The sequence below is a fragment of the Enterococcus ratti genome (assembly GCF_001886195.1).
Classification (GTDB): domain Bacteria; phylum Bacillota; class Bacilli; order Lactobacillales; family Enterococcaceae; genus Enterococcus_B; species Enterococcus_B ratti.
Genome location: NZ_JXLB01000001.1, coordinates 51827 through 75165, shown reverse-complemented (window position 1 = coordinate 75165; position 23339 = coordinate 51827). Strand labels below are relative to the sequence as shown.

Here is a 23339-nt window from a genome sequence, read left to right as displayed (position 1 = left end):
TATCAATGAAAAAGGGAGCAGTTTAATTTGTTGACTATTCTTTTTCCAGCCTAGAAAGAATTTTCTGTAAGTCTTCTCTAACCAAACCATGTCCTTTTTATACCATACCAGTATACGTATTCCTTTTTGTTCTGTCAATAACTTTTGAATGTTTTCTTTTGATTTACACCTATTTCATTTGCCATTCATTTTTGTTATGATTCTTTTAAAGTTAAGAAAGGAGAACAAATGATACAAGAATATTTTGGAAATCAAGAATGGATACGCGGAGCAAGTTTTTATCTGCGTTACCAAGTATTCGTGCTTGAACAAGGAATTTCTCCGAAACTAGAATTTGATGAAAAAAATACCGATTATCATTACTTTCTTTTAATGAATGCAGCTACGCCTGTTGCTACTTTGCGTTATAAGAAAAAATCTGCCGCTTGTTTTCAACCTGATCGTTTTTGTGTGGCTAAAGATTATCGACACCAAGGCTTTGGCAGTCGCTTATTACTGTTAGCGGAAGAAAAAGCCAAGCAAGAAGGTTTCATAGAAAGTTATCTTGTTGCAGAAAAAACCGCTCTTGAGTTTTATAGTAAACAAGGATATCAAGTTTGCACAAAACCTTTTATAGAGGACGGTCTTCCTTGTGTCGGGATGAAGAAGCAGTTGATTGAAGAAATCTCTAAAACGTAGCCGCTTAGCAAAAATAACTAAAAAACAGCCAAAGAAATTTGTAAAAATTCGTTTGCAAATTTCTTTGGCTTTAACAACAGCTAAAAGATTTTTTTACTTAAAATCTACTTATGGGAATTTTTTTTGTTTTTTCTAGCTGCTCTTGATTGTTGTCGACGTTCTAACTTACGGTCTTTTTTATTTTTTTCTGCAATCGCCCAATTGATTTTCTTTTTATACCCCGGTTTGATTTTTTTCTTTTTCTTTTTCACTAAACCAATCAATGCAGGATCAAGAACATCTCTTGATTTTTCTCGCTTTATTCGGCGATTACGATCATAAGTATTCACGAGTTGTCCATTTTTAATTTCCATTGGTTCAAACGCTATTCCTAGTTTTTCAATGCTGTCAATGGTTGATTCATCACTTGGTGAATATAAAGTAATCGCTGTTCCTTTAAGACCCTTTCGTCCTGTTCGTCCCACACGATGAATAAAAAAATCTAAATCATCTGGAATTTCAGCATTAATCACGTGAGAAACTCCTTCGATGTCAATCCCACGAGCAGCTAAATCAGTTGCAACAACGTATTGATACTCCAAGTTTTGAATTTGACGCATGACCCGTTTTCTTTCTCTTGGGGTGATGTCGCCATGAATTTTAGCAACTTTTAGACCTTGATTTTTCAAATAATCCGCAATCTCATCGACATGTTGTTTGGTATTTGCAAAAACGATTGCAAGGTATGGATGCCCAATAGTTAAAAGTTGATGGATCACCTGATTTTTATCTTTTCCTTTAGTTGAAATCAACCAATTTTCAACATCTTCTGAAATTACAGCTTTTGATTCAATTTCTTCCATTATCGGATTTTCCATATATTTACGTAAAAACGGACGTAACTTTTCTGGAATAGTCGCCGAAAAAACTAAAAATTGTAATTTTTCTGGTAACCGACTAGCAATTTGGTCCACTTCACTTAAAAAGCCCATATCAAGAGTCATATCTGCTTCATCTACAACAAAAGCAAAAGCAGTATGAATTTTTAATGCTTGTTCATTCATCACATCTAAAATTCTTCCCGGCGTTCCCACAACTATATGCGGTTGCTGATAGTTTAACCGACTTAATTGACGTTGCTTGTCTGTTCCACCTACAAAATTTGTTACTCTTATTTCAGGAACTGAAAATTTAGCAATTTGGTTAGCTGCTTCATAAATTTGTGTAGCTAGTTCACGACTAGGTGCAGTAATTACTACCTGTACTTCTTCTTTTTCTGCATTTATTTTTTGAAATAAAGGAAGTAAAAATGTGTGGGTTTTGCCAGAACCTGTCCGTGATTGACCGATAATATTTTTACCTTTTATAATTAAAGGAATTAATCTTTCTTGTACTTGCGTTGGTTGATTAAAGCCCTTTTCGATTAAAGCCTCATTTATATATGTTTTAAAATGAAATTGTTCAAAACCGTTCATTTAAGCACCTCTTCTCTTTCTTTTTATACGACTTTCGCATTATAACACATCAGAAAATAAATTGCTTGATTGTTATAAAAAATAAACGAATACAAAACCACTATTCCTGAAATAATAAATGACTCATCTTTTCAGTATTCGCAGATAATCGAAAAGATTGAAAGTTACTACTGAAAAAAATACAAAAGCAAATCAAATTAGTTCTATATAACGAGTCATACGTCTTCTCTTTATTGTCTTAATCTAGTCTCATGTTAAAAATCGTAAGTGGCGAAGCTATCATTTTCAAATTTATATTATTTGAAGTATGATTGTCAAAAAGGAGGTATAACATGCTTAATATTTATTTTGTTTTTGGCGTTCCTATTTTTTTATGGGTTCTCTATCTAGTTTTTTCGTATATACGTAGAAAAAAAACGATTCACTATTTAGAGTTCATCCTTCTTCTTATTTCAGGATTCATGCTTGTTTTTAATCTCCAAACATGGCAGCAAGCATTAATAGAAATGAATCATATCTCCTCAAAACAATTATCAGCTAAACTAGGATACCCAATCTACTTGATTTGGCTTCCTATTGTGCTTGCTGTTTCTTTAGTTCTGCTTAATCTCTTTCGTGCTTTTCAACATTTGCAAAAGCTCAAAAAAAAAACAACACTTATAAAGACGAATAGAAAAAAGCGCTTGAAACAAAAGAAATAAGACTGATTTTGATGCGCTAGAAAGCTGGACGGCCTAGACGATTGCGGAACGTTGGAACGTCTCAAGATCCACTATTTATCGTTATTTGTCAAAAATGGAAAAACAAGCGCTTATTAGTTTTTTGGTAACTTTTGTCATTTAATGCTGAAAATTTTTGCCATTTAAATAGAAAAGTGACTAGCTAAGTATTATTAAATTTTTAACAGGTTTAGAAATCTTATTATATTCTTTTCTAATAGCTTTTACTGCCCAGTTAAGCTTTCCTCTTTTAATTCTACTTTGACCATTTGTTATCAAATTTCCATCTGCATCATATGTTTCACCATACTATAAAGCCCTCCTATTTTACCAGTGTTTAGGTATTCATTAATCTCAGAATCAGTTATCCAATTTTCTTTAACTGTTCTATTGAAGATTGAGCAGCTTCAAAATTATTTTCGTTTACTTCTAGGTCAACAATTTCTTTCTTATTAGTTTCAGAAGCAAACGCATTAACAGTTGTACCTGAGTTAAGAACTATGAGTCCTAAATAATTGATTTTTTAAAAGATTTCACTAATTACCTTCTTCCTTTGTTATTTTCTTACAATCAATACTCTAACACATGGTCTTTTCTTAAAAACAACTTTTTCTTGAATACCTTAAAAAACTAGCCTGAACGATCAAAATGGACTGTTTTCTAAATAAAAAGAATAACTGCTAAAGAGAAGCTGAGTGAAATAAAAAAATGAAAGGACAAGCATCAGAGGTGTGCGCACACTTCACCAAGTGGACTTTTTAGGTTTCACCTAAAACCAAAAAAGAATCCTAGAGAAAAAATAGTTTTTTCAACCTAAGATTCTTTGTCGTCTGAATTCCTTTTCTTTTTAATAGGATTTTTCCGGTTTAATTTTGTATAGGCAAGTAATATATTCAAAACTTAAAAAATGGAACAATATTAGATTTTTTCTGACTATCGTTCCAGTTTATTTTTTAAGCTTCGCTTGTTTAACTTCAATTTAATTCTAGCTAATCTAACCCGACTTCTTTATTATGCAAACGTTTCTTACACTTGATAGACAGAAAAATAAATCTTTTTCATGTAGTCAATTAAATATCGGGGGTTTAGTTCCTCTTTTGTCGCATCAAAGATCAATTGCGTTGGTTTTCTTGAAGCACCGTATTGATGAATATGTTTTCGCATCCATTCTTTAATTGGGAAATAATTATTCGAAGCTAAAACTTCATCAATGGACATGTCTTGTTCTAGCGCATGCAGCAGTTGTGCTGCATACATATAGCCTAAAGCATAAGATAGAAAATAGCCAAAACTAGCTCCAGCCCAATGTACATCTTGTAAAATACCTTCTAAATCATTTTTTGGACAAATTCCAAAATATTCTTCGTATTTTTGATTCCAAATAGCAGGCAGTTGTGCCACATCAATCTCCTCATTAAAAATCGTTTTCTCAATCTCGTAGCGGATGATGATGTGAAGCGGATAAGTTAAACTATCCGCTTCAATGCGAATTAAACTAGCCTTTGTTTGATTTAAAGAACGATAAAAAATGGGAAACGAGATATCATCAAACGTTCCTTGAGCACACTCTTGAAAATATGGGTACTGCTTCTTCCAAAAATTATGATTGCTGCCAATAATAAGTTCGTTAAATAAAGATTGCGACTCGTGGATTCCCATTGAAGCTCCTTGATAAATTGGTGTATAGGCAAACGTCTCATTAATTCCTTGTTCATAGATACATGACCGGCTTCATGAATCACCCCAAAAATAGCCATTTTAAAATCATATTTGTTCCAACGTGTAGTAATTCGTGCATCATTATGATTGATTCCAATCATAATGGATGAATCGTATCATCTAAGCGCCCTCTTGAAAAATCATAGCCTAATTGCTTGATCACGCTTGTAACAAATCTTTTTTGTTGCGCCTTAGTCATTTTTCGAAAAAGAAATGTTGGATCTGTTTCATGTCCTTTTTCTTTTAGCGTTTTTCTAATCGTAAATATGCCTTCTTTCAGTTGCTGAAAAACACGATCTAAGATTTCAACTGTCATGCCCGGTTCATACTGATTAAGCAACACATCATAAGCTGTTGCTTCTTCTTTTTTTCAATAAGGAAGCAAAAGCAATTGCTTTGTTAGCTGGATATTTTTAGATAATGCTTCTTGAAAATCTGCAAATTTTTTCGTTTGGCGTGCTCGCTGCCACTGCATGTATGCAGTGGTAGTAGCAGTTGTCAATGCAGTTAGCCACTTTTCTGGTACTTTACACTCTTGATTATACTCTTCTTTTACCTTTTCAAATATAATTTTCCCAGTCATAGACAATTCATTGGGATGTTTAGAAAAATAATGGGTAGCTTCTTTTATTTTTGGTCCAATTTTTTTTGAAAAATAAAGAAGGTAAAGATATCTATTTACTTCGCTGCGTTCATTTACTAGCTTTTTCAGGAATTCCCGTTTGAATATCCCAGTTTAAAATACCTAAAGCTTGTTGTAAAAGATTGATTCCTTTTAGTTCTTTCAAAAATTCATGTTCCTTCATCCTGTCTTCCCCCAAACATCCATTTTTTTATCTTGTTTCACCTTTTCTTGGTGGACGTTTCCCCCAATATTGAAAGAAGTCCGTGCGCAAAGCACCGTTATACAGTTTACGTTTTTTAGTGGCTTTTTGCTTATAATATTCTTCAAATGCAAGATCACTTGTTAAAATGTACTTACTCCATGTTTCTAGTGGACGAAAGACTTCACCCATCTCTTCATATAAACGATGAACCGCTTTTTCTTCACCTAAACGTTCACCATAGGGAGGGTTTGCTACAATGACTCCATACTCTTTTTCTGTTTTAAAATCCTTAACTGCTTGTTGCTTAAAGGTAATAGAGGAACCTAATCCGATTTCTTGCGCATTTGCTTTTGCAATTTCAATCATACGTCCATTAATATCAGAACCTGTAATATCCAATTCAACATCGTAATCTGCTTTTTCTTCTGCTAGCGCTCGGATATTTTCCATTATTTCTTTACTGAACCAGTCCCACGTTTCGCAGGCAAATTCACGATTAAATCCGGGAGCAATATTGTGCCCAATTAAAGCAGCTTCTATACAAATTGTTCCTGAACCACATACCGGATCGTAAAACGGTCGATCTTTGCGCCAATTCGTTAACATGACTAACGCTGCTGCCATATTTTCTTTTAAAGGCGCACCACCTTTTTCCAAACGATAGCCTCGTTTAAACAAACTAGAACCAGTGGTATCTAAAGTAACCATAACATGATCTTTTAATAAGGCGACTTCTAATTGAAAATGAGCACCGGTTTCTGTCAAAGGAACAGAAGAGGGACGATGATAATAGGTACGCAATCGTTCAACAATGGCTTTTTTCGTAATTGCCTGACAATCGGGTGTACTGTACAATTTTGATTTAATTGATTTTCCTGCTACAGGAAATTCTGCATCTAGAGGAAGGAAATCCTCCCAAGGCAAAGCTTTTACTTTTTCAAATAATTCGTCAAACGTCAACGCATCAAACTCACCCACTACAATTTTTACCCGATCTGCCGTTCGCAACCACAAATTAGTTGTAGCAATCGTTTCCATTGTTCCTTTAAATCGTGCTCGACCATTTTCCACTTGACAGTTAATTCCTAAATCACGCAGTTCTTTGCCAACAAGGGCTTCTAACCCACTTGCAGCTGTTGCTACAAGATTAAATTCTCTTTTTATATCCATGCCAATCTCCTTACTTATAAGAAAAGCTGAACGCAATCGTCCAGCTTTAATAATCTCCAAACAAAAATGACTCATCATTTTTTATTGTATTCTCTACACTCATTTTTTACTCAATAGAAGAATAGACCTGTTACGTTAAAAAACCTTCACAACTTGGTTGGAAGGTCCCTGTTTTATTGCGGTTTTCTATAAGCCATGTTCTGTACGCTGCCTTTCCAGGGAGAAAAAGCAGCGTGGTAACCATCTATCTGCAGTTAATCTGCCTTTTTGTCTTGTTCTTTATTTCTAACAAAAAGTGCCCCTACCATTGTTTGGGTTGCTCGCTCGAGGGGTTTACCGCGTTCCACCAAATAAGTTTCCTTATTTGCTTCGTCACTGTGGCACTTTCAAGGATACTTAAGCATAGCTAAGCCTTAGCTTGTTTTCCTGCCGTTACTCTAAAAAGAGTCCCTTAGCTTATTTTTTCGCTAAGCACGAACACTACAGGCATCACAGCCTGTGCGAGCATGGACTTTCCTCAGCCTGTTCAAGTCAGACCGCGATTACCCGAAAACCGCAAAGTATTCGTCAATTGTTAAAATTGACGTGTTTTTTCGTTATCATCATCACTTGCAGTTGTGTAGTTATTTGGATTTGGCTGAGAGACTTTCACAGCAGATGATTGTTGATTTAATTTTTTTCCAAAAACTTCACGTTCAAGATTTGACAACCGTTTCAAGATATCAAAGTTTGTTACCGCTGTACTCTTTGGTGTTTCAACTTGCTGCATACGCGTTTTAGTCGCTCCTTGTGTTTTTGACAATTGTGCAATTTTTGCATTCAATTTATCATTTTCTTCTTGTAAAGCAAGGAGTTCTTTGCTATAAGTTTCATAATCTTTGATGATATTGTCTAAGAATTCATCTACCTCAATGGGATCATAGCCGCGCATCTTCGTCTTGAATTCTTGTTGCAAAATGTCTTTAGGACTATAAACCAAGTTCGCCATATCTACACCTCTAGTTTTCATTTACAATAATAACACTTCTACTTTCACCATTGTATAGGAAAAAAGTACATAAATCAAACACTATCTCAATTATTCACTGAAATTTTGTAAATCATCCATACCAATCATCCGAATTTCATAAGAATGTTTTTGTTGATATGTTTGTGCATCTCTTAAAAAATACTGTGTTTTTCCGGGAAATTCCGGATCATAAATCAGTAAACATCCTTGGGTATGTTCAAGTAAAAAACAGGTATGATTTTTGAATTGATCAGGAGAATGATACCCCTCATGACTCACTGCGTCAACATAATCTGCTATTTGTTGTGAAAGTCTTTTCTTTTCTTGATTGCTTTCTTTCCAATTATGGCCAAATCCTTTAAACGGATAAATAATGCCTAGTTTTAACTCAGGATAGTCGTCTTTCAACTTAGTTACTGCTTCTGTTACCCATAACTCTATCCCAAGATTACCACTTGTGAGAACCCATTCCAGACCTTCTTCCACTAATTGTTGTATTTCTTTTTTTAAGACTTTTTTAATAACCGTTATTTTAGGATCATTTTCCTTAAAAATACCGAGTTCAAAACTTCTATATCCTGAAATATAAATAACTTTTAAACTATCCATTAGAGTTTCCTTTTCCTTCTTGTTCCTTTTTTGCTATAATATAAGCTAGGAGTGTGATTAAAATGGCTTTACGCTATCCAAACGGTCAACCATACAATAAGAATGCCTCTTTAAAAGAAAAAATTCAAGAAAAAAGAGAAACACCCATTGAATTTGGCAATCGAGGGATGCGTTTTGAAGAAGCAATTAATGATAGCAACAAATACTATTTAACACATCAGTTAGCTGTTATTCACAAAAAACCAACCCCTATTCAAATTGTTAAAGTAGACTATCCTCGACGTAGCGCCGCTGTTATTAAAGAAGCATATTTTTCTCAAGCTTCTACAACAGATTATAACGGTGTATATCGAGGATTCTATTTAGATTTTGAAGCAAAAGAGACAAGGAATAAATCATCATTTCCTTTCAAAAATTTCCATGAGCATCAGATCAATCATATGAAAGTTTGCCTACAACAACATGGAATTTGTTTTGTTCTTTTATGGTTTTCTTCATTAAAACGCTGCTTTTATTTAGATAGTACACATCTAATTCATTACTGGCACGCCCAAAAAGAACAAGGAAGAAAATCTCTTCCTCTTTCGCTAATCGAAGAATTGGGCATTGAAATTCAACCGGGTTTTTCCCCGCGCATTCCTTATTTAAAAGCGGTGGATCAATACTTATCAACATTAAATAGTGAAGGAGAACATAAGAATGTCCAATGAACAAACAAGAACTTCTAGACGAAAAAGTCCCCCTTCCAAAAAAACGAATCAAATAAGAAAAAAAAATGTGGGAAAAGATAACAAAAAAAAGAAAAGTGGTCTTTTGACAAGAATTTTTTTAATTCTATTATCCTTCATATGTGTAGTTTTTCTAGCAGGTGTCGGTCTTTTTTGGTTCTATGCAAAAGATGCACCTAAATTAACCGATCGTGCACTCGATGCAACGGTCTCTTCTAAGCTTTACACACAAGATGGTGAATTGTTTGAAGATTTAGGGGCAGAAAAAAGAGAAAAAATCACAGCCAATGAATTACCTAAAACATTAGAAGATGCAATTGTGTCTGTTGAAGACCGCCGATTTTATAAACATATTGGAATTGACCCTATACGTATCATCGGTTCTGCCTTATCTAATTTAACTTCCGGAGGACTTCAAGGAGGAAGTACATTGACACAACAATTAATTAAACTTTCCTTCTTCTCCACGAACGCTTCTGATCAAACACTTAAGCGAAAAGCGCAAGAAGCTTGGTTAGCTGTAAAATTAGAACAGAAAAAATCAAAGCAGGAAATACTCACTTACTATATAAATAAAGTATATATGGCTAATGGGCTGTACGGAATGGAAACTGCATCAGAAATATATTTTGGCAAAAAATTAGCAGAACTTTCCCTGCCACAAACGGCTTTGTTAGCTGGAATGCCACAAGCTCCTTCTGCTTATGATCCTTATCAACATCCAGAACAAGCTAAAAAACGCCGCAACACTGTTTTATACACAATGCTACAAAACGAAAAAATCTCTCAAACGGAATATGATAATGCTGTGAATACTCCGATAGATAACGGATTACAAGAAATGAAAAAAGAAGATGACAATTCTAAAATTGTTGACAATTATGTAAAAGAAGTTATTAACGAGGTGCAAGAAAAAACAAATAAAAATGTTTTTACTGATGGGCTCGCTATTTACACTAATTTAGACTTAGGTGCACAAAAACACCTGTATGAGATTGTCAACACGGATAATTATGTCCATTACCCAGATGATCAGATGCAAGTAGCTACTACTTTAATTGATGTCCATACAGGGCAGGTAAAAGCACAAATTGGTGGCCGGCATGTTGCAGATGATGTTTCTTTTGGGATGAACTTGGCCGTAAATACTTCTCGTGACTTTGGTTCTACCGTGAAACCGATCACTGACTATGGACCTGCATTTGAATATTTAAAATATTCTACTGGACGCATGATTAGTGACGCTCCTTATAATTATGAAGGAACTTCTACTCCGGTAGGAAACTGGGACAATCGCTACTTTGGTATGCTCACATTGCGACAAGCTTTATATCTTTCAAGAAATGTCCCAGCTGTTAAACTATTTAATGAAGTCGGCTCAGAAAAAGTAAGTGCATTTTTAAAAAACTTAGGAATTGAATACAGTACGATCCATCAATCCAATGCAATTTCCAGCAATACGGAAAAGCAAGATGATACAAAATATGGCGCCTCTTCCTTAAAAATCGCTGCTGCTTATGCAGCATTTGCAAATGGCGGTACGTACTACAAGCCTCAATACGTTAATAAAATTGTTTTTCAAGATGGTACAGAAGAAAGTTACAGTCCTGACTCTCATATTGCCATGTCACCAGAGACTGCTTACATGGTCACTGACATACTTAAAGACACCATTACAAAAGGAACTGGTACAAATGCTCAGATTTTTGGTCTTTACCAAGCTGGAAAAACTGGCACGTCAAATTATACAGATGAAGAATATGCCAAATTAGGAACTTCTAATGGCGTTTATCCAGATATTTTATTTGCCGGTTATACACCAAACTATGCTATTTCTGTTTGGACAGGTTACAATAAGAAAATGACACCAGTTACTTCGGCTTCGTCTCATGTAGCTTCAGACATTTATCGCGAATTGATGCAATACGTATCAGCAAACGTAGAAAATAATGATTGGAAACTCCCAGATGGTCTCATTCGCTCCGGTGGAGAATTGTACTATAAAGATCAAAATACTCCACAAATGACGGCTCCTTCACCAACAATTCCATCGTCTTCTGTAATGCAGCCAGCAGATAACTGGACAACCACATCAACAACGACACTATCAGAAACAAATAGCGCCACCAGTGAATCAACCGTAGAAACATCGTCAGAAGCACTAAGTTCAAGTAGTCAAAACAAGAGCAATTCGCCTTCATCTACTTCTGAATCTGAAACACCGAAAACAACCAATACGTCGTCAGAAACGGCCTCATCGTCATTACCGCCAACTCAAAAAAATTCAGAAAGTCAGGCAAATTCTAACCAATCGACCAATCATTCAATCTCTTCAGGAACTTAAATTTATGAGCTTCCTGAACCGTATCAAAATCAAACACTCCACTTTTATATTTGCAGCGTTTGATTCTTGATTTTTGTAATAATGAGCTTCATATTTTCTAGAGATTAGAAAAAAACGCAGCTGCGTTAAAATCAGCTGCGTTTTTCCTATTTTAAGCCTCACGCATTATGTATTTTTTCATAAACAAACCAAAACAACTACAAACAGAACATCTTATTTTTAGTTGTCTTGGCTTACTTTTTTACAAAATTTCTTTCGCTTTTAATCTATTTTTTCCATCTTGACACATCTCTAATAAAGGGCATATTTTGCAATGCGGATTTCTAGCAGTACAATGGTAACGCCCGAAAAAAATAAGCGTATGATGCGTTTTTATCCATAATTCTTTGGGAACTTTACGCATCAATGTTTCTTCTACTTCTACTACTGAAGCATTTAATTTACATATTCGTAAGCGCTTCGTTACTCGTTCAACATGTGTATCTACTGCAATAGCAGGAATACCAAAAGCATCTCCCAACACAACGTTTGCAGTTTTTCTTCCTACGCCCGGCAAAGAAATTAATTCTTCTCTTGTTTGAGGAACTTGACCGTTAAAACGTTGAAGCAGTTGTTGCGCACATGCTTTGATATTTTTTGCTTTATTTCGATATAGACCAATTGTTTTGATTTTTGGAATAATCTCATCCACACAAGCCACTGCTAAACTTTCGGGTGTTGGAAAAGCTTGAAATAAAGCAGGCGTTGCTTTATTTACAGAAACATCTGTTGCTTGCGCACTTAATATGACAGCAATCAATAATTCATAAGGGTTTTGATGTTGTAATTCTCCGTGTGCTTTAGGAAACATTTCATACATCTTTTCAATGGCTAACATCGTCTTTTGTCTACTTAACATATTATTCCTCCAGCCAATTTTTCAATGAAACTTTCGGTAAGGTTTCTGACTGCATGCTTGCAGCCTCCACCTCTTTTTGCAGCAATTGCTGTTTGCGTCTTTTTTGCTCTTCTTCAACTTGTTGTTTGGTTTTTAAGTTTTTTCTTTCCCAAGACAGCAAAATGCGATCAACGTAGTTAAAACTGTAAGCTTGATTCAACACCGCTTCTCGTAAAGCAAGTTTTAATATTTCTGGTTGATAATGGTCTTCTTCTAGCCATTGCCCAATACGTTGAAACTCAATGGCTGATAGCGGTCGACCAAATTCTTGCTCAAACAGCTGATAAACCGATTGAACTTCTTTTTCTTGACTTAATTTTTCTTGCTTTTGCTTTTGATTTTCTAGAAAGTTTCCTAAAAGCTCATATAAAGGGTATAAATTATACCGGTCGACTTTTTTCCTATCAATGATCGCAGTATCAATTTTTATAAAACCATTACTGATCAATTGATTTAAAATTTGATAGATTCGTTCTTGTTTCACTCCCATATTTAATGCAATCATCTGTAAATCAGGAAAATAATCCCCTTCAAGTTGAGCCATATGCAGCTGCAAAATAAATAAAAACTCTTCTGATTGGAGTCCGATTCGATGATAGTTTTTTAATAATAGATTGGATATAATCGTTTGACCTGATTTCAAATAGTTTTCTAAGTTCAACATGTCTTTTCCCTCACTTCGAATTCAGTATACGTAAAAAATTGGTACGAAGCAAGGGAGCTTTTTTAACATTCTATTTAATATTAGTTATTGGATAAATTATTTTTAATATTTTTTCACTTTTCGGAATAAATAACCCGAGAATTTGAAACAAAAAATAAGACGATCTAAAAATGGATTTACCAATTTTCAAGATCATCCTATTTTCTGAAACGAATTGGTCGGGAACTACTTTCTCTTATTTTTATTGCTGATTATTGATTGCTCTTATTACAAACAAAATCAACGATCTTCTTCGGTCTGTAAAATATATGGTTCTCCTTCATAAGTATATTCTGTATTAATTGTACCATCATTTTCGTCAGAATAAATTCGACGACTAAAAGGAAAACGATGAGCAATGCCATCTTTTGATTTCTTTGTGTCCATAGTGTAATAGTCTTGTTGTGTTTTATTCAACTGACTGATCACTTGATCTGCCAAAACATCCACTTCAATATTTTCTTCATTAGCTAATTTTTTATAGTCTTTAAGAAAAGCTGCCTGTTGAACAAAATATTCTTTTTCCATTCGATCGTCCCTCTTTACTAAATTAATTGACCTAAAGCCATTGTCTCACTCATCATCCTATAGTTATTTTGTCAGAAAAACTATTCTAAGACAACTAATTACATTTACGATAACAACAAAAAGTTTTTCCAAAACTAACTACTGTTTTTAATTTAAAACTTTTCTACTAAAAAACATTCGTCCTATTTTAATCATAAAAGTTATAACTAAAATACCATCAACTTCAATTCATACAACTATCTTTGCAAGAAAAACATTTCACTCTTTTTCGTTACTGGCGATTTCATCTCTTTATTTGCTTTTTGTACTAATTCAGTTAACTGCTTTTTTTCCTTATTTAGGCGAGAAAACTTCCAATCAAATAATAGAACATTTAGTGTTTCTTCTAGCTTTGGCTTTTCTGCCGATGAAAAGATCCTAAAAGTATGCTGGTTCATTTGACTTACTTTAAAGGATTCTGGTGTACGCGGATCTTCTGCAAAATTCATTGCATAATCAATGGACACCTCCCATTCAGAAAATTCCGGGTCTTTACCAGTCTTTTTCTTCTCTGATTTTCATTTGAGATAATAATTAAAAGCATGTTCAAAAGCTTGATTGTGTTTTTCATTTTCTTCTTTACGAGCATTGAGCAGATGTTGATAAAACTCTTTTGCTCCTTCAATTTTAGGTTTTAAATGAACAATTACTGTTTCTGATACCTTTTTTATAAGTTCTACATTCATCGTATGATTAAAGATATTTACTTGGCAAGTATAAAGTGCTGTCTTTAAAGAATCCAATATTTCAACAACCGGACAATTCAGTACACCTTTATATCCGTTCATGATGAGATTCAAGTATTCTCGACCATGTTTTCCTTCACCTAATTGACAAATGATTTTTGATAAATTGCAGCTGCTGTTTTTATGGTATTCAAATTTAGTATGGAAAAGAACTTCGCTCAGCACATTTAGTTTCTCTGTCTTAACCTTTGAAAAAGCACCGTTTGAATATTGACTAGAACCAGCTCCTAATTTGTCAACCATCGTTACTACACAATGATCTTCTTTTTGATAAAGAATTAAACCATATACATGGTCAAATTTTTTCAATACGTTTGAAATCGTCCATCCTGTTCCTCTTCTTTTAAATAATATATGGAGTACATCATGACAAAAAATTCCTCCCAATGATTTTTCCTTTTTGCAGAAAAAGGAGTGGATTGCTCCACTCCCTAAAAAATTTTAAATTCCTTTTAAATCAATAATTTTACGAGCATTTAAAAGAGACTATTGCACTGTTTCCATTTCTTCAAGTGCCGCTTGTGCAAGCAAATTCAAGTAGTTCCAAGGGCGATCAAAATGTGGTTGGAAGAAGAAATCAGAAATTGCTAAATCTTCGACGGTCATTTTATTTTGAATAGCAAGCGACAGCGTGTTTGCCGACTGAGTAATGTCATATTTTGACATAAATTGAGCACCGACAATACGCTTTGTTTCTTTTTCATATACTAATTCCATCATGACTTTTTCATTTGTCGGCATAAATTCTGGACGATAATTATCTTCAAAAATTGTTGCCTGTACTTCTAAATTATTCATTGCCGCACTTTCTTTAGTTACACCAGTTGAACCGATTGTCCAGCCAAATAGATAAAGTCCAGAAGTTCCTTGCGTTCCACGATAAGCCACTTTATGTTCAGTTAAATTATTTCCTACAAGTAACCCTTGACGAACAGCATTTGTCGCTAATGGAATATAATTTTGCGTACCACTTGGATTATAATTTACAACAGCAGAATCACCAGCAGCAAATATGTCCGGATTACTTGTTTGCATATATTCATTCACTTTAATTGCTCCGTTAGGCAATGTATCTACTTTTCCTTCGATCAACGTCGTATTTGGTCTAAAACCTACACAAAGGATAACCATATCTGCATCAAACGTTTCGTTAGATGTAGCCACTTGTTTTACTTTTCCATCTTCATCTGCAATAAATTCAGTGACATTTTCGCCTAAAGCCAAGGTAACTCCTCGGTCTACTAACTCTTTTTCCAATACATCTGTAAATGGTTTGTCAAGGTATTTATTCAGAATCCGATCTAGTCCATCAATCAAAGTAACTTGTTTACCTGATTCAACAAACGCTTCAACTAATTCGATTCCAATGTAACCTCCACCGACAATCACCACACGTTTTGCTTCTTCTGCTTGGGCAATGATTTTATTTGCTTGGTTATAGTTTTTACACAATAAAATATTTTTTGATTCAATTCCTTTGATAGGCGGAATGATTGGCCAAGAACCTGTAGTCATTACTAATTTATCATAAGAAACTGTTTCAACTTCGCCTGTTTTTAAATTTTTGGCAGTGACAGTTTTGTTTTCAGTATCTACGTCAGTTACATCATGTTCCATTTTCACAGTTGCACCTAAAGAAGCAAGTTCTTCAGGATTAGAATAGAATAAACCGGCCGGGTCTTTTACCACACCACCAACGTATAATGCGATTCCGCATGATAAAAAGGAAATATTATCGTTTCGCTCATAGACAGTAACGTCTGCTTCTGGGTGGTTTTTTAAGATACTTTTTACAGCTGCTGTTCCTGCATGTGTGCAGCCAATTACTACAACTTTCATATGTGAATCCCTCCGATTAACAATTTGTCCTTCGACAAGGCTCATTATATCAAAAATTAAAACGGATACAATAGTTTTATGCTTGTGAATTCAACACTTGCTATTTGTTGTTTCGTATTCATTAGACAAAAAAAACACCAATTTTAACGCTTTCATCTTGTGAATAACGTCACTTTTTCTTTTTCCTTTGTGAAAAAAAGAAAAAATTTTTTCACCCCCAAAAAAAATGAATTTTTGAACCTTATTTCTTTTTGGGGGCTATATAATCAAACTAATTTTTTTGTTATTTTTCCTCTTGCGCAGATGATAAATTTTCTAAATTTGTTGTTTCTTTTTGGCACTCAGGACATAGTCCATATAACTCTAAACGATGTTCTTTAATTTCAAATTCTGTTAAGCGATTTGCTGCCATTTCAACATCCTCTAATCCGGGATAATGAAAATCAACAATCTTGCCACAGTTCTCGCAAATCACATGATAATGGCGTTTGGAACTAAAATCAAACCGGCTTGAGGCATCTCCATACTTCATTTCCTGTACAAAACCAATTGATGTAAACAATCTTAAATTATTATAAACAGTTGCCACACTCATATTAGGAAAACGAGGCGCTAAAGCACGATAAATTTCATCAGCTGTTGGATGAGACCGATGCTCAATCAAATACTCTAACACTGCATACCTCTGAGGTGTGATCCGAATGTTTTCTTCTTTTAATTTTTCGACGATTTCTTCTACCAATAATTTGTTTTCCATTTTTAACACCCCACGTTATTGTTCTCGTCTTATCATACTATTTTTATTTTTTAAAATCTACTTTTCATGAAAATAATTTCTAAATCAATTATAAGTTACGAAAAAAGACGTAAATAAGAAACAAATGCTTCTACCTACGTCCATTAATCATAAAAATTTTGTTATGTCTTCACTTATTTTTCTTGATACAAAGTTGTAGACAAATACCGTTCGCCATTATCAGGTACCATCGCTAATACTTTTTTGCCTTTGCCTAATCTTTTTGCTTCTTCAAGAGCCACCGCAATTGCTGCCCCTGAAGAGATGCCCACCAAAATTCCTTCTGCTGTTCCAACCTTTCTAGCAATCGTCATCGCGTTATCGCTGGTAACAGCAACTACTTTATCATAAATCATTTGATCTAAAGTGTCAGGCACAAAGCCTGCACCAATTCCTTGAATTTTGTGCGGACCTGCTTCTTTCCCTTCTAAAATAGCTGATTCTGCCGGCTCGACTCCGATGATTTCAATTTCCGGATAAATCCTTTTTAATTCTTTTCCAGCGCCTGAGATCGTTCCTCCTGTACCGATACCAGCCACGAAAGTGTCTAACCCATTGATGCCAAATGCCTCTTGAATTTCACGCCCCGTCGTTTTTTCATGAATCATTGGATTAGCTGGATTTTCAAACTGAAGGGGAAGAAAATAGCCATTTTCAGTTGCTAAACGCCTAGCTTCTTTAATTGATCCAGCCATTCCTTGAGCTCCCGGCGTTAAAATTAATTCAGCTCCGTATCCTTTCATAAGAAGACGACGCTCAATACTCATGGTTTCAGGCATAACAATAATCACTTTATATCCTTTAGCAACTCCTACCATTGCTAACCCTATTCCCGTGTTACCAGAAGTAGCCTCAATGATTGTATCGCCCGGTTTAAGAAGACCGTCATTTTCTGCTTTTTCAATCATGCTCAATGCAATGCGATCTTTCACGCTGCCGCCGGGATTAAAAAATTCCAATTTTACATAGACTTCTGCCGATTCTTCTGGAACCAAGTGTTGCAGTTTAACGATTGGGGTTTGTCCAATCAATTCAGTAATGGAATGATAAATTTGTGTCATTTATGGTTCCTCCTCTATATGGTTTCTTATTCATGATAATACAAATAAGAAACTTTTGGCGAGTAATTCGTCTTTTCACACAAAAAAAGCAAAGAAGCATTAAAATAATGTCTTTCTTTGCTTTTAACTTCGGCGTCAAATATTTAACTCTTGGCCAACTAATAAAGAATAATTAGACATTGACATGCCATTTTTAGCCATCAGGTCATCTACTGACATGCCAAATTTTTGGGCAATATCCCACAAAGTGTCACCAGATACGACTTTATAAGTCTGTTTGCTGCTTGATGAAACAGTCGTTGTCGTCGAGGTAGTTGAAGTAATTGTTGTACTAGTCGTTGTGTTCGTTGATCCAGTTGAAGGTGTATCAAATCTCGTTAAATTATACGTATTAATCAAAGCGTTTAATTTAACACCATAACTGGGGTCAGTCGCATAGCGTCCTGTTAAATAAGCTGTAGCATCATAGAAACTCGTGGTATTGCTTTTCCAAACGCCAGAATAATGATAATCTCCAGTTGCAAAACTAGTAGAACGCAACACATTGGCATGATCTTGTAAAGATTCCCAATAAGAAGAGTATTTACGAAATGGTTCATTCATCGTGACCCATTGCCCATTAATATATTCTTTTGTATTCATGTAAACAACCTGACCGCCATAGCTTCCTTTTACACCAAATAAATTATAATTGGGTGCACTGGCTAAACCAGAAGTTCCATAAGCACTTTCCAGCAAAGCTTGAGCAATCATCACGGACGCATATAAATCATTGTTTGCGGCAACTTCAGATGCTGCCCAGCCAATCTGATTAATAAAAGCTTGAGAATCCATTGTAGTTTGTGTGGCTTGTTCGTCTGCCCGTACATTTTGCGGTGCTGCTGTAACCATCATCGGCCCAACCAAAAGAGTCGTTCCCATTAAAGGAACAATCGCCTTCTTATTCATTACTTTATTTTTTTTATTCTTTTGGTGTCGGGCACTGCGGGTTTTCAGCTCTTGCATTCGAATTCCTCCTCAAAAAATAAAAAACTTTTTATCAATTTTCTATCTTTAAACAATCTTAAATGAATTATACTTTTAATTTATTAGAAACTCAAACTAATCTTAACTATTTCTTTTTTTGTAAAGAGAATGTAATCTTAAAGAAACAGTAAGTAACGTTTGTAATCATCTATCATGCACTTTGTTTATTATTTTTTCCAAAAAAGTTGCAAGGCAAAAGCACGGATTGCTTTTGCCTTGCAACTTCTGGACAAAATTGAAAGTAGAAGCACCTTCTTTTACATCAGGCACGTATTACCAAAATTAAAAAGGACTTAACAATTTTCTCCTTATTTTCGCAAGATTTTTTTGGTCTTTCTCTAAAGATTTTTATAAACGATTAAACGTTTCTACAACATGTTCAACTGTAAAACCAAATTCTTCTAAAATTTTATTTCCCGGAGCGGAAGCACCAAAATGATCGATAGTAATTGCTGCGCCATGCGTTCCTACGTATCGTTCCCAACCAAAAGAAGCAGCCGCTTCAATTGCTACACGTTTTTTTACTTCTTTTGGCAGTACACTTTCTTTATATTCTACTGATTGTTTTTCAAACAAATCAAAACTTGGCATTGATACTACAGAAACGTCTTTTCCGGCTTCTGCTAATTCTTTTTGTGCTTTCACTGCTAAATCAACTTCAGAACCTGTAGCCAGTAAAATTCCGTCTGGTAGATCTTTTTTAGCAGGTGATAATACATAGGCGCCTTTTTTCACCATTTCATCTGCCACTTCTTGAGTAGTTGGCAAAACAGGCAGATTCTGACGGCTTAAAACTAAAATCGTTGGAATATCTGTCGATTCCATTGCCACTTTCCAAGCTGCACGCGTCTCATTGCCATCTGCTGGACGAATCACATGAACACCCGGAATACATCTTACAGAAGCTAATTGTTCGATTGGTTCATGTGTAGGACCATCTTCGCCGACTGCAACTGAATCATGTGTTAATACGTAAATAACTGGGGTGTTTTGAATAGCCGCTAAACGAATAGCTGGACGTAAATAATCTGCAAACACAAAAAACGTTCCGCCATAAATTCGTGTTCCACCATGAAGCTGAATCCCATTCATTGCTGCTGCCATAGCAAATTCACGTACTCCAAACCAAATATTGCGTCCTTCATAATGTTCAGGGGTAAAATCCTTATCGGCGGTAACCATCGTATTGTTAGAACCGGATAAATCTGCTGAACCTCCCCAGAAACTTGGAACAGCTTTTGATAGTTCTTGAATAACTTCTTTACTTGACACACGACTTGCTTGGCTTTGTCCTACCTCATAAGAAGGAAGTGCAGCGTCCCAGTTTTCAGGTAATTTTCCTGCAAAGGCGTCTTCGAATTGCTGCGCTAATTCTGGATAAAGGCATTTATAGTTTTTAAACATTTCATTCCATTTATTTTCTGCTTTTTGACCTTCTTCAACCATCGTTTGATGGAATCGTTGCGCGACTTCATCTGGAACAGTAAAATCTGGATAGTTCCAACCGTACACTGCTTTAGCCATTTTAATTCCTTCTTCACCAATCGGCGCACCATGAACAGCAGAAGTTCCTTCTTTAGGAGCACCATAGCCGATCACTGTTTTTACTTCGATTAATGTTGGTTTTTCTGTTTCGGCTTTTGCTTCTTCGATCGCCTTAGAGATCGCTTCTAAATCATTACCGTCTTTTACTAAAAGGTGTTGCCAACCATATGCTTCATAACGTGCACCGACATTTTCAGTAAACGCTTTTGAAGTAGGCCCATCCAATGAGATATCATTGGAATCATATAAAACAATCAGTTTTCCTAATTTCATGTGACCAGCCATAGAACTTGCTTCTTGCGAAACACCTTCCATCAAGTCGCCATCTCCACAAATTGCATAAGTATGATGATTCACTATCTTGAAGTCTTCTTTATTGTATGTTGCAGCTAAATGCGCTTCTGCCATAGCCATTCCAACAGCCATAGCAATTCCTTGCCCAAGCGGACCAGTAGTGGCTTCCACCCCGTCGGTATGATTTACTTCAGGATGACCAGGTGTTTTTGACCCCCATTGACGGAATTGTTTCAAGTCATCCATTGAGACTTGATAACCTGCTAAATGCAACAAACTGTATAGCATAGCAGATCCGTGTCCTGCTGATAAAACAAAACGATCGCGGTCTATCCAATTTTTTGAAGTTGTTGGATTCACTTTTAAATGTCTGGTCCATAGCGCATACGCCATTGGTGCTGCTCCCATCGGTAAACCCGGATGACCTGAATTTGCTTTTTGCACTGCTTCAATACTTAATGTCCGAATCGTGTTCACACCAAGTTGGTCAATTTTGTCGAACAAAATAACCCCTCCTATTATTTTAGGTTTTTTTTACCTTTATTTCTCACTTACTAAGTTTAGTCGATATGTCTGGAAAAAGCAATATTTTTTAGTACTTTTTACTGAAACTATATTTCCCGACGATGTAAGCCTTTTTCTTTTTGAATTTCTTTTAATTTTTTTGGAGTAACATCATTGCCTTCAGGATCTACGATTTTCATCCCTTCAATATGGTGTCGCATTCCAGAACGAAAAGCAGTTAAATATTCTTGTCTTAACACTGCTTGCTCTTTTTTTTCTTTTTCTGTCAAGCCCTCTTCTTTCTTTTTTTGAGCCAGTTCGTTAATGCGTGCAATTTTTTCAGATGATAACACAGTCATCCCTCCTTTTACTCTATTTCATATTATATAAAAAAGTAAAAAAAAACAACTAGATAAACCAATTCAAATACGAACATCTGTTTGAAATATGCAATTTTATATGGTAATATTTAATTATTAATTGAAAGAAGGTGTACCTTGTGGCCCGAAAAACTGAAACTAGACAAATCGAAGTCTTACGATATATTCACGAACAAGTATCTCAAAAAGGCTACCCACCAACTGTACGTGAAATTGGCGAAGCAGTTCAACTTTCTTCTACTTCTACCGTTCACGGTCATCTTGCTCGGCTCGAAAAAAAAGGATTCATTCAGCGAGATCCGACAAAACCTCGAGCAATCGAATTAACCAAGCAAGGATTAGCTAAAATCGGCATTAAACCCTCCACTATTCCACTTCTTGGTGTAGTAACTGCTGGAGAACCTATTTTAGCTGTAGAAGAAGCATCCGACTTTTTCCCCCTCCCTCCTAATCTTTCTTCTGAAGAAGGAAGCTTGTTCATGTTGACTATTCGCGGGGAAAGTATGATCAATGCAGGCATCTTAGATGGAGATAACGTCATCGTACGAAAACAAGAAACTGCACAAAATGGTGACATTGTTATTGCAATGACAGCAGAAGACGAAGCAACCTGCAAACGTTTCTATAAAGAAAAAAATCATTTTCGCTTGCAACCAGAAAACGACCTGCTTGAACCGATCATTTTAGACCAAGTCACGATCTTAGGCCGTGTAGTGGGATTGTACCGCAGTCACATTCATTAAAATTTTTTGCTCATCGATTTTCCTAACACTACAATATTGCAATTACAGGAGGCTGGAACAAAACTCGTTTCAGCCTCTTAAAACGACTTCTAAATATACAACACGAAATATCCTTCCTAAATTGAAAAAAAACGTTCTCCATGTCCCATACTTAAGTCAATGGTGTACTTTGTAAACAGTTTTAAATTTTTTTCTTTTGTGTTGTTACAATCATATCTTTTCCTTTAAATGAAAACGAAAAAACAAAATAAATTCAACTATTTATCATAGAAAGTCTAATTTTAAATGAAGGCTGCATTTTCTGAGCTTTTTTCATCTTTTTCTTCTTTCCTCTTTACAAAACGAACAAAAGTTCGTATACTGTTTATACGAACTTTTGTTCGCATAAACAAATGAGGTGAGAAATCATGAAATCAATGAGACGTCTTGGCTTAGTATTAATGGTATTATTCTCAGGTATTATTATTGGTAATTTTGGTATACGACCAGCATTGTTAGTATTTACTCCGTTATTTACTTTATGGTTTATGTTATGGGATGAAAAGAAATACCGTCAGTCTGAACAGCATAGGATTCATGAAGACCCTTTTTATCGCGAATCCTATTATCATTCTAGACATTCCTAATCCATAAGCGAGCAAAAAGCAAGGGTAACAACAAACCAAGTGTTAAGGGAGAAGGTAAAAGAATTCATGTTGGAAAAAATACTGTTTACTTTGAGTTCTTAAATAAAACTAAACAATCAACCTGAACAATTTTATTTTCTATTTGTCAAAAATATTCATTGTTACCCACTTTTTTTCGAAAACTTCTTTGAAAAAAGTTTAAAAAATGGATTCCTTCATTTATAAAGATTAACATACAAAAAACACATGTGAAGTTAAAGTGGAAAGCATCAACAACTGATATTTTCCCTTATTTCACATGTGCTTGCTAATATT

Annotated in this window: 22 protein-coding genes, 1 other RNA gene and 1 pseudogene; 7 read left to right on the top strand and 17 right to left on the bottom strand. The window is 35.1% G+C overall.

The genetic code is table 11. The annotated features are described in order from the left end of the window. Nucleotides 1-228: 228 nt before the first annotated feature. Nucleotides 229-678 (top strand): GNAT family N-acetyltransferase, encoded by a 450-nt coding sequence (locus tag RV14_RS00345; RefSeq protein WP_071854374.1) that lies wholly within the window; start codon nucleotides 229-231, stop codon nucleotides 676-678. 104 nt (nucleotides 679-782) lie between these two features. Here the strand turns inward: RV14_RS00345 and RV14_RS00340 are convergent, their stop codons facing one another. Next, a complete protein-coding gene (locus RV14_RS00340; RefSeq protein ID WP_071854373.1) occupies nucleotides 783-2132 on the bottom strand; it encodes a DEAD/DEAH box helicase in 1350 nt (449 codons plus the stop codon). A gap of 332 nt (nucleotides 2133-2464) precedes the next feature. Between RV14_RS00340 and RV14_RS00335 the strand changes: the two genes are divergently transcribed. Together RV14_RS00335 and RV14_RS12945 are read left to right on the top strand one after the other, a co-directional pair. Next, nucleotides 2465-2833, top strand: a complete 369-nt coding sequence (locus RV14_RS00335; protein WP_071854372.1) for a hypothetical protein — start codon at nucleotides 2465-2467, stop codon at nucleotides 2831-2833. A gap of 40 nt (nucleotides 2834-2873) precedes the next feature. Next, nucleotides 2874-2975 carry a helix-turn-helix domain-containing protein gene (locus RV14_RS12945; protein WP_084650199.1) on the top strand — a complete coding sequence of 34 codons (102 nt, stop codon included), beginning with the start codon at nucleotides 2874-2876 and terminating at the stop codon, nucleotides 2973-2975. Nucleotides 2976-3877: 902 nt separating this feature from the next. On the opposite strand, the pseudogene RV14_RS00325 reads toward RV14_RS12945, so the two are convergent. From RV14_RS00325 to RV14_RS00305, 5 genes and pseudogenes are all read right to left on the bottom strand, one after another. Beyond that, nucleotides 3878-5376: pseudogene (locus RV14_RS00325) on the bottom strand (carboxypeptidase M32). Between the two features lie 27 nt (nucleotides 5377-5403). After that, complete coding sequence (locus tag RV14_RS00320) at nucleotides 5404-6567, bottom strand: THUMP domain-containing class I SAM-dependent RNA methyltransferase (protein WP_071854371.1); 1164 nt, start codon at nucleotides 6565-6567, stop codon at nucleotides 5404-5406. A 184-nt stretch (nucleotides 6568-6751) separates the two neighbouring features. Further along, an RNA gene (rnpB, locus tag RV14_RS00315) (RNase P RNA component class B) lies at nucleotides 6752-7121 on the bottom strand. A gap of 20 nt (nucleotides 7122-7141) precedes the next feature. Beyond that, nucleotides 7142-7555: a cell division regulator GpsB gene (gene gpsB, locus RV14_RS00310; RefSeq protein WP_071854370.1), complete on the bottom strand. Its 414-nt coding sequence runs from the start codon at nucleotides 7553-7555 to the stop codon at nucleotides 7142-7144. Between the two features lie 90 nt (nucleotides 7556-7645). Next, the gene (locus tag RV14_RS00305) at nucleotides 7646-8185 is read right to left on the bottom strand and encodes an SLOG family protein (RefSeq protein ID WP_071854369.1); all 540 of its coding nucleotides are present in this window, start codon (nucleotides 8183-8185) and stop codon (nucleotides 7646-7648) included. Between the two features lie 62 nt (nucleotides 8186-8247). Between RV14_RS00305 and recU the strand changes: the two genes are divergently transcribed. Together recU and RV14_RS00295 are read left to right on the top strand one after the other, a co-directional pair. Next, entirely contained in the window at nucleotides 8248-8895 is a 648-nt protein-coding gene (recU, locus tag RV14_RS00300; protein WP_071854368.1) for a Holliday junction resolvase RecU, read from the top strand. Next, nucleotides 8885-11257, top strand: coding sequence for a PBP1A family penicillin-binding protein (locus RV14_RS00295; RefSeq protein WP_071854367.1), 2373 nt, complete (start codon nucleotides 8885-8887; stop codon nucleotides 11255-11257). Before recU ends, RV14_RS00295 begins: the two co-directional genes overlap by 11 nt. Before the next feature lie 241 nt (nucleotides 11258-11498). Here RV14_RS00295 and nth read toward each other — a convergent pair whose 3' ends face one another. From nth to RV14_RS00240, 11 genes are all read right to left on the bottom strand, one after another. Then, complete coding sequence (gene nth / locus RV14_RS00290) at nucleotides 11499-12155, bottom strand: endonuclease III (protein ID WP_071854366.1); 657 nt, start codon at nucleotides 12153-12155, stop codon at nucleotides 11499-11501. A gap of 1 nt (nucleotide 12156) precedes the next feature. Then, the gene (locus tag RV14_RS00285; RefSeq protein ID WP_071854365.1) at nucleotides 12157-12858 is read right to left on the bottom strand and encodes a DnaD domain protein; all 702 of its coding nucleotides are present in this window, start codon (nucleotides 12856-12858) and stop codon (nucleotides 12157-12159) included. A gap of 279 nt (nucleotides 12859-13137) precedes the next feature. Continuing rightward, nucleotides 13138-13425, bottom strand: coding sequence for a DUF5960 family protein (locus RV14_RS00280; protein WP_071854364.1), 288 nt, complete (start codon nucleotides 13423-13425; stop codon nucleotides 13138-13140). 236 nt (nucleotides 13426-13661) lie between these two features. Then, on the bottom strand, nucleotides 13662-13913 hold the full coding sequence (locus RV14_RS00275; RefSeq protein ID WP_071854363.1) for a hypothetical protein: 252 nt from the start codon (nucleotides 13911-13913) through the stop codon (nucleotides 13662-13664). Between the two features lie 69 nt (nucleotides 13914-13982). After that, nucleotides 13983-14597, bottom strand: a complete 615-nt coding sequence (locus RV14_RS00270) for a hypothetical protein (protein ID WP_071854362.1) — start codon at nucleotides 14595-14597, stop codon at nucleotides 13983-13985. A gap of 99 nt (nucleotides 14598-14696) precedes the next feature. Next, nucleotides 14697-16049: an NADH oxidase gene (locus RV14_RS00265; protein WP_071854361.1), complete on the bottom strand. Its 1353-nt coding sequence runs from the start codon at nucleotides 16047-16049 to the stop codon at nucleotides 14697-14699. 283 nt (nucleotides 16050-16332) lie between these two features. Beyond that, a complete protein-coding gene (locus RV14_RS00260) occupies nucleotides 16333-16806 on the bottom strand; it encodes a Fur family transcriptional regulator (RefSeq protein WP_071854360.1) in 474 nt (157 codons plus the stop codon). Between the two features lie 173 nt (nucleotides 16807-16979). After that, a complete protein-coding gene (gene cysK, locus RV14_RS00255; RefSeq protein ID WP_071854359.1) occupies nucleotides 16980-17906 on the bottom strand; it encodes a cysteine synthase A in 927 nt (308 codons plus the stop codon). Between the two features lie 135 nt (nucleotides 17907-18041). Further along, nucleotides 18042-18911 carry a glucosaminidase domain-containing protein gene (locus RV14_RS00250; protein ID WP_071854358.1) on the bottom strand — a complete coding sequence of 290 codons (870 nt, stop codon included), beginning with the start codon at nucleotides 18909-18911 and terminating at the stop codon, nucleotides 18042-18044. 369 nt (nucleotides 18912-19280) lie between these two features. After that, on the bottom strand, nucleotides 19281-21275 hold the full coding sequence (gene tkt / locus RV14_RS00245; RefSeq protein WP_071854357.1) for a transketolase: 1995 nt from the start codon (nucleotides 21273-21275) through the stop codon (nucleotides 19281-19283). Nucleotides 21276-21382: 107 nt separating this feature from the next. Further along, entirely contained in the window at nucleotides 21383-21628 is a 246-nt protein-coding gene (locus RV14_RS00240; protein ID WP_071854356.1) for a DUF896 family protein, read from the bottom strand. 146 nt (nucleotides 21629-21774) lie between these two features. On the opposite strand from RV14_RS00240, the gene lexA reads away from it, so the two are divergent. Further along, the gene (gene lexA, locus RV14_RS00235) at nucleotides 21775-22398 is read left to right on the top strand and encodes a transcriptional repressor LexA (protein WP_071854355.1); all 624 of its coding nucleotides are present in this window, start codon (nucleotides 21775-21777) and stop codon (nucleotides 22396-22398) included. 407 nt (nucleotides 22399-22805) lie between these two features. Further along, nucleotides 22806-23024: a hypothetical protein gene (locus RV14_RS00230; RefSeq protein ID WP_071854354.1), complete on the top strand. Its 219-nt coding sequence runs from the start codon at nucleotides 22806-22808 to the stop codon at nucleotides 23022-23024. The last annotated feature ends 315 nt before the right edge of the window (nucleotides 23025-23339 follow it).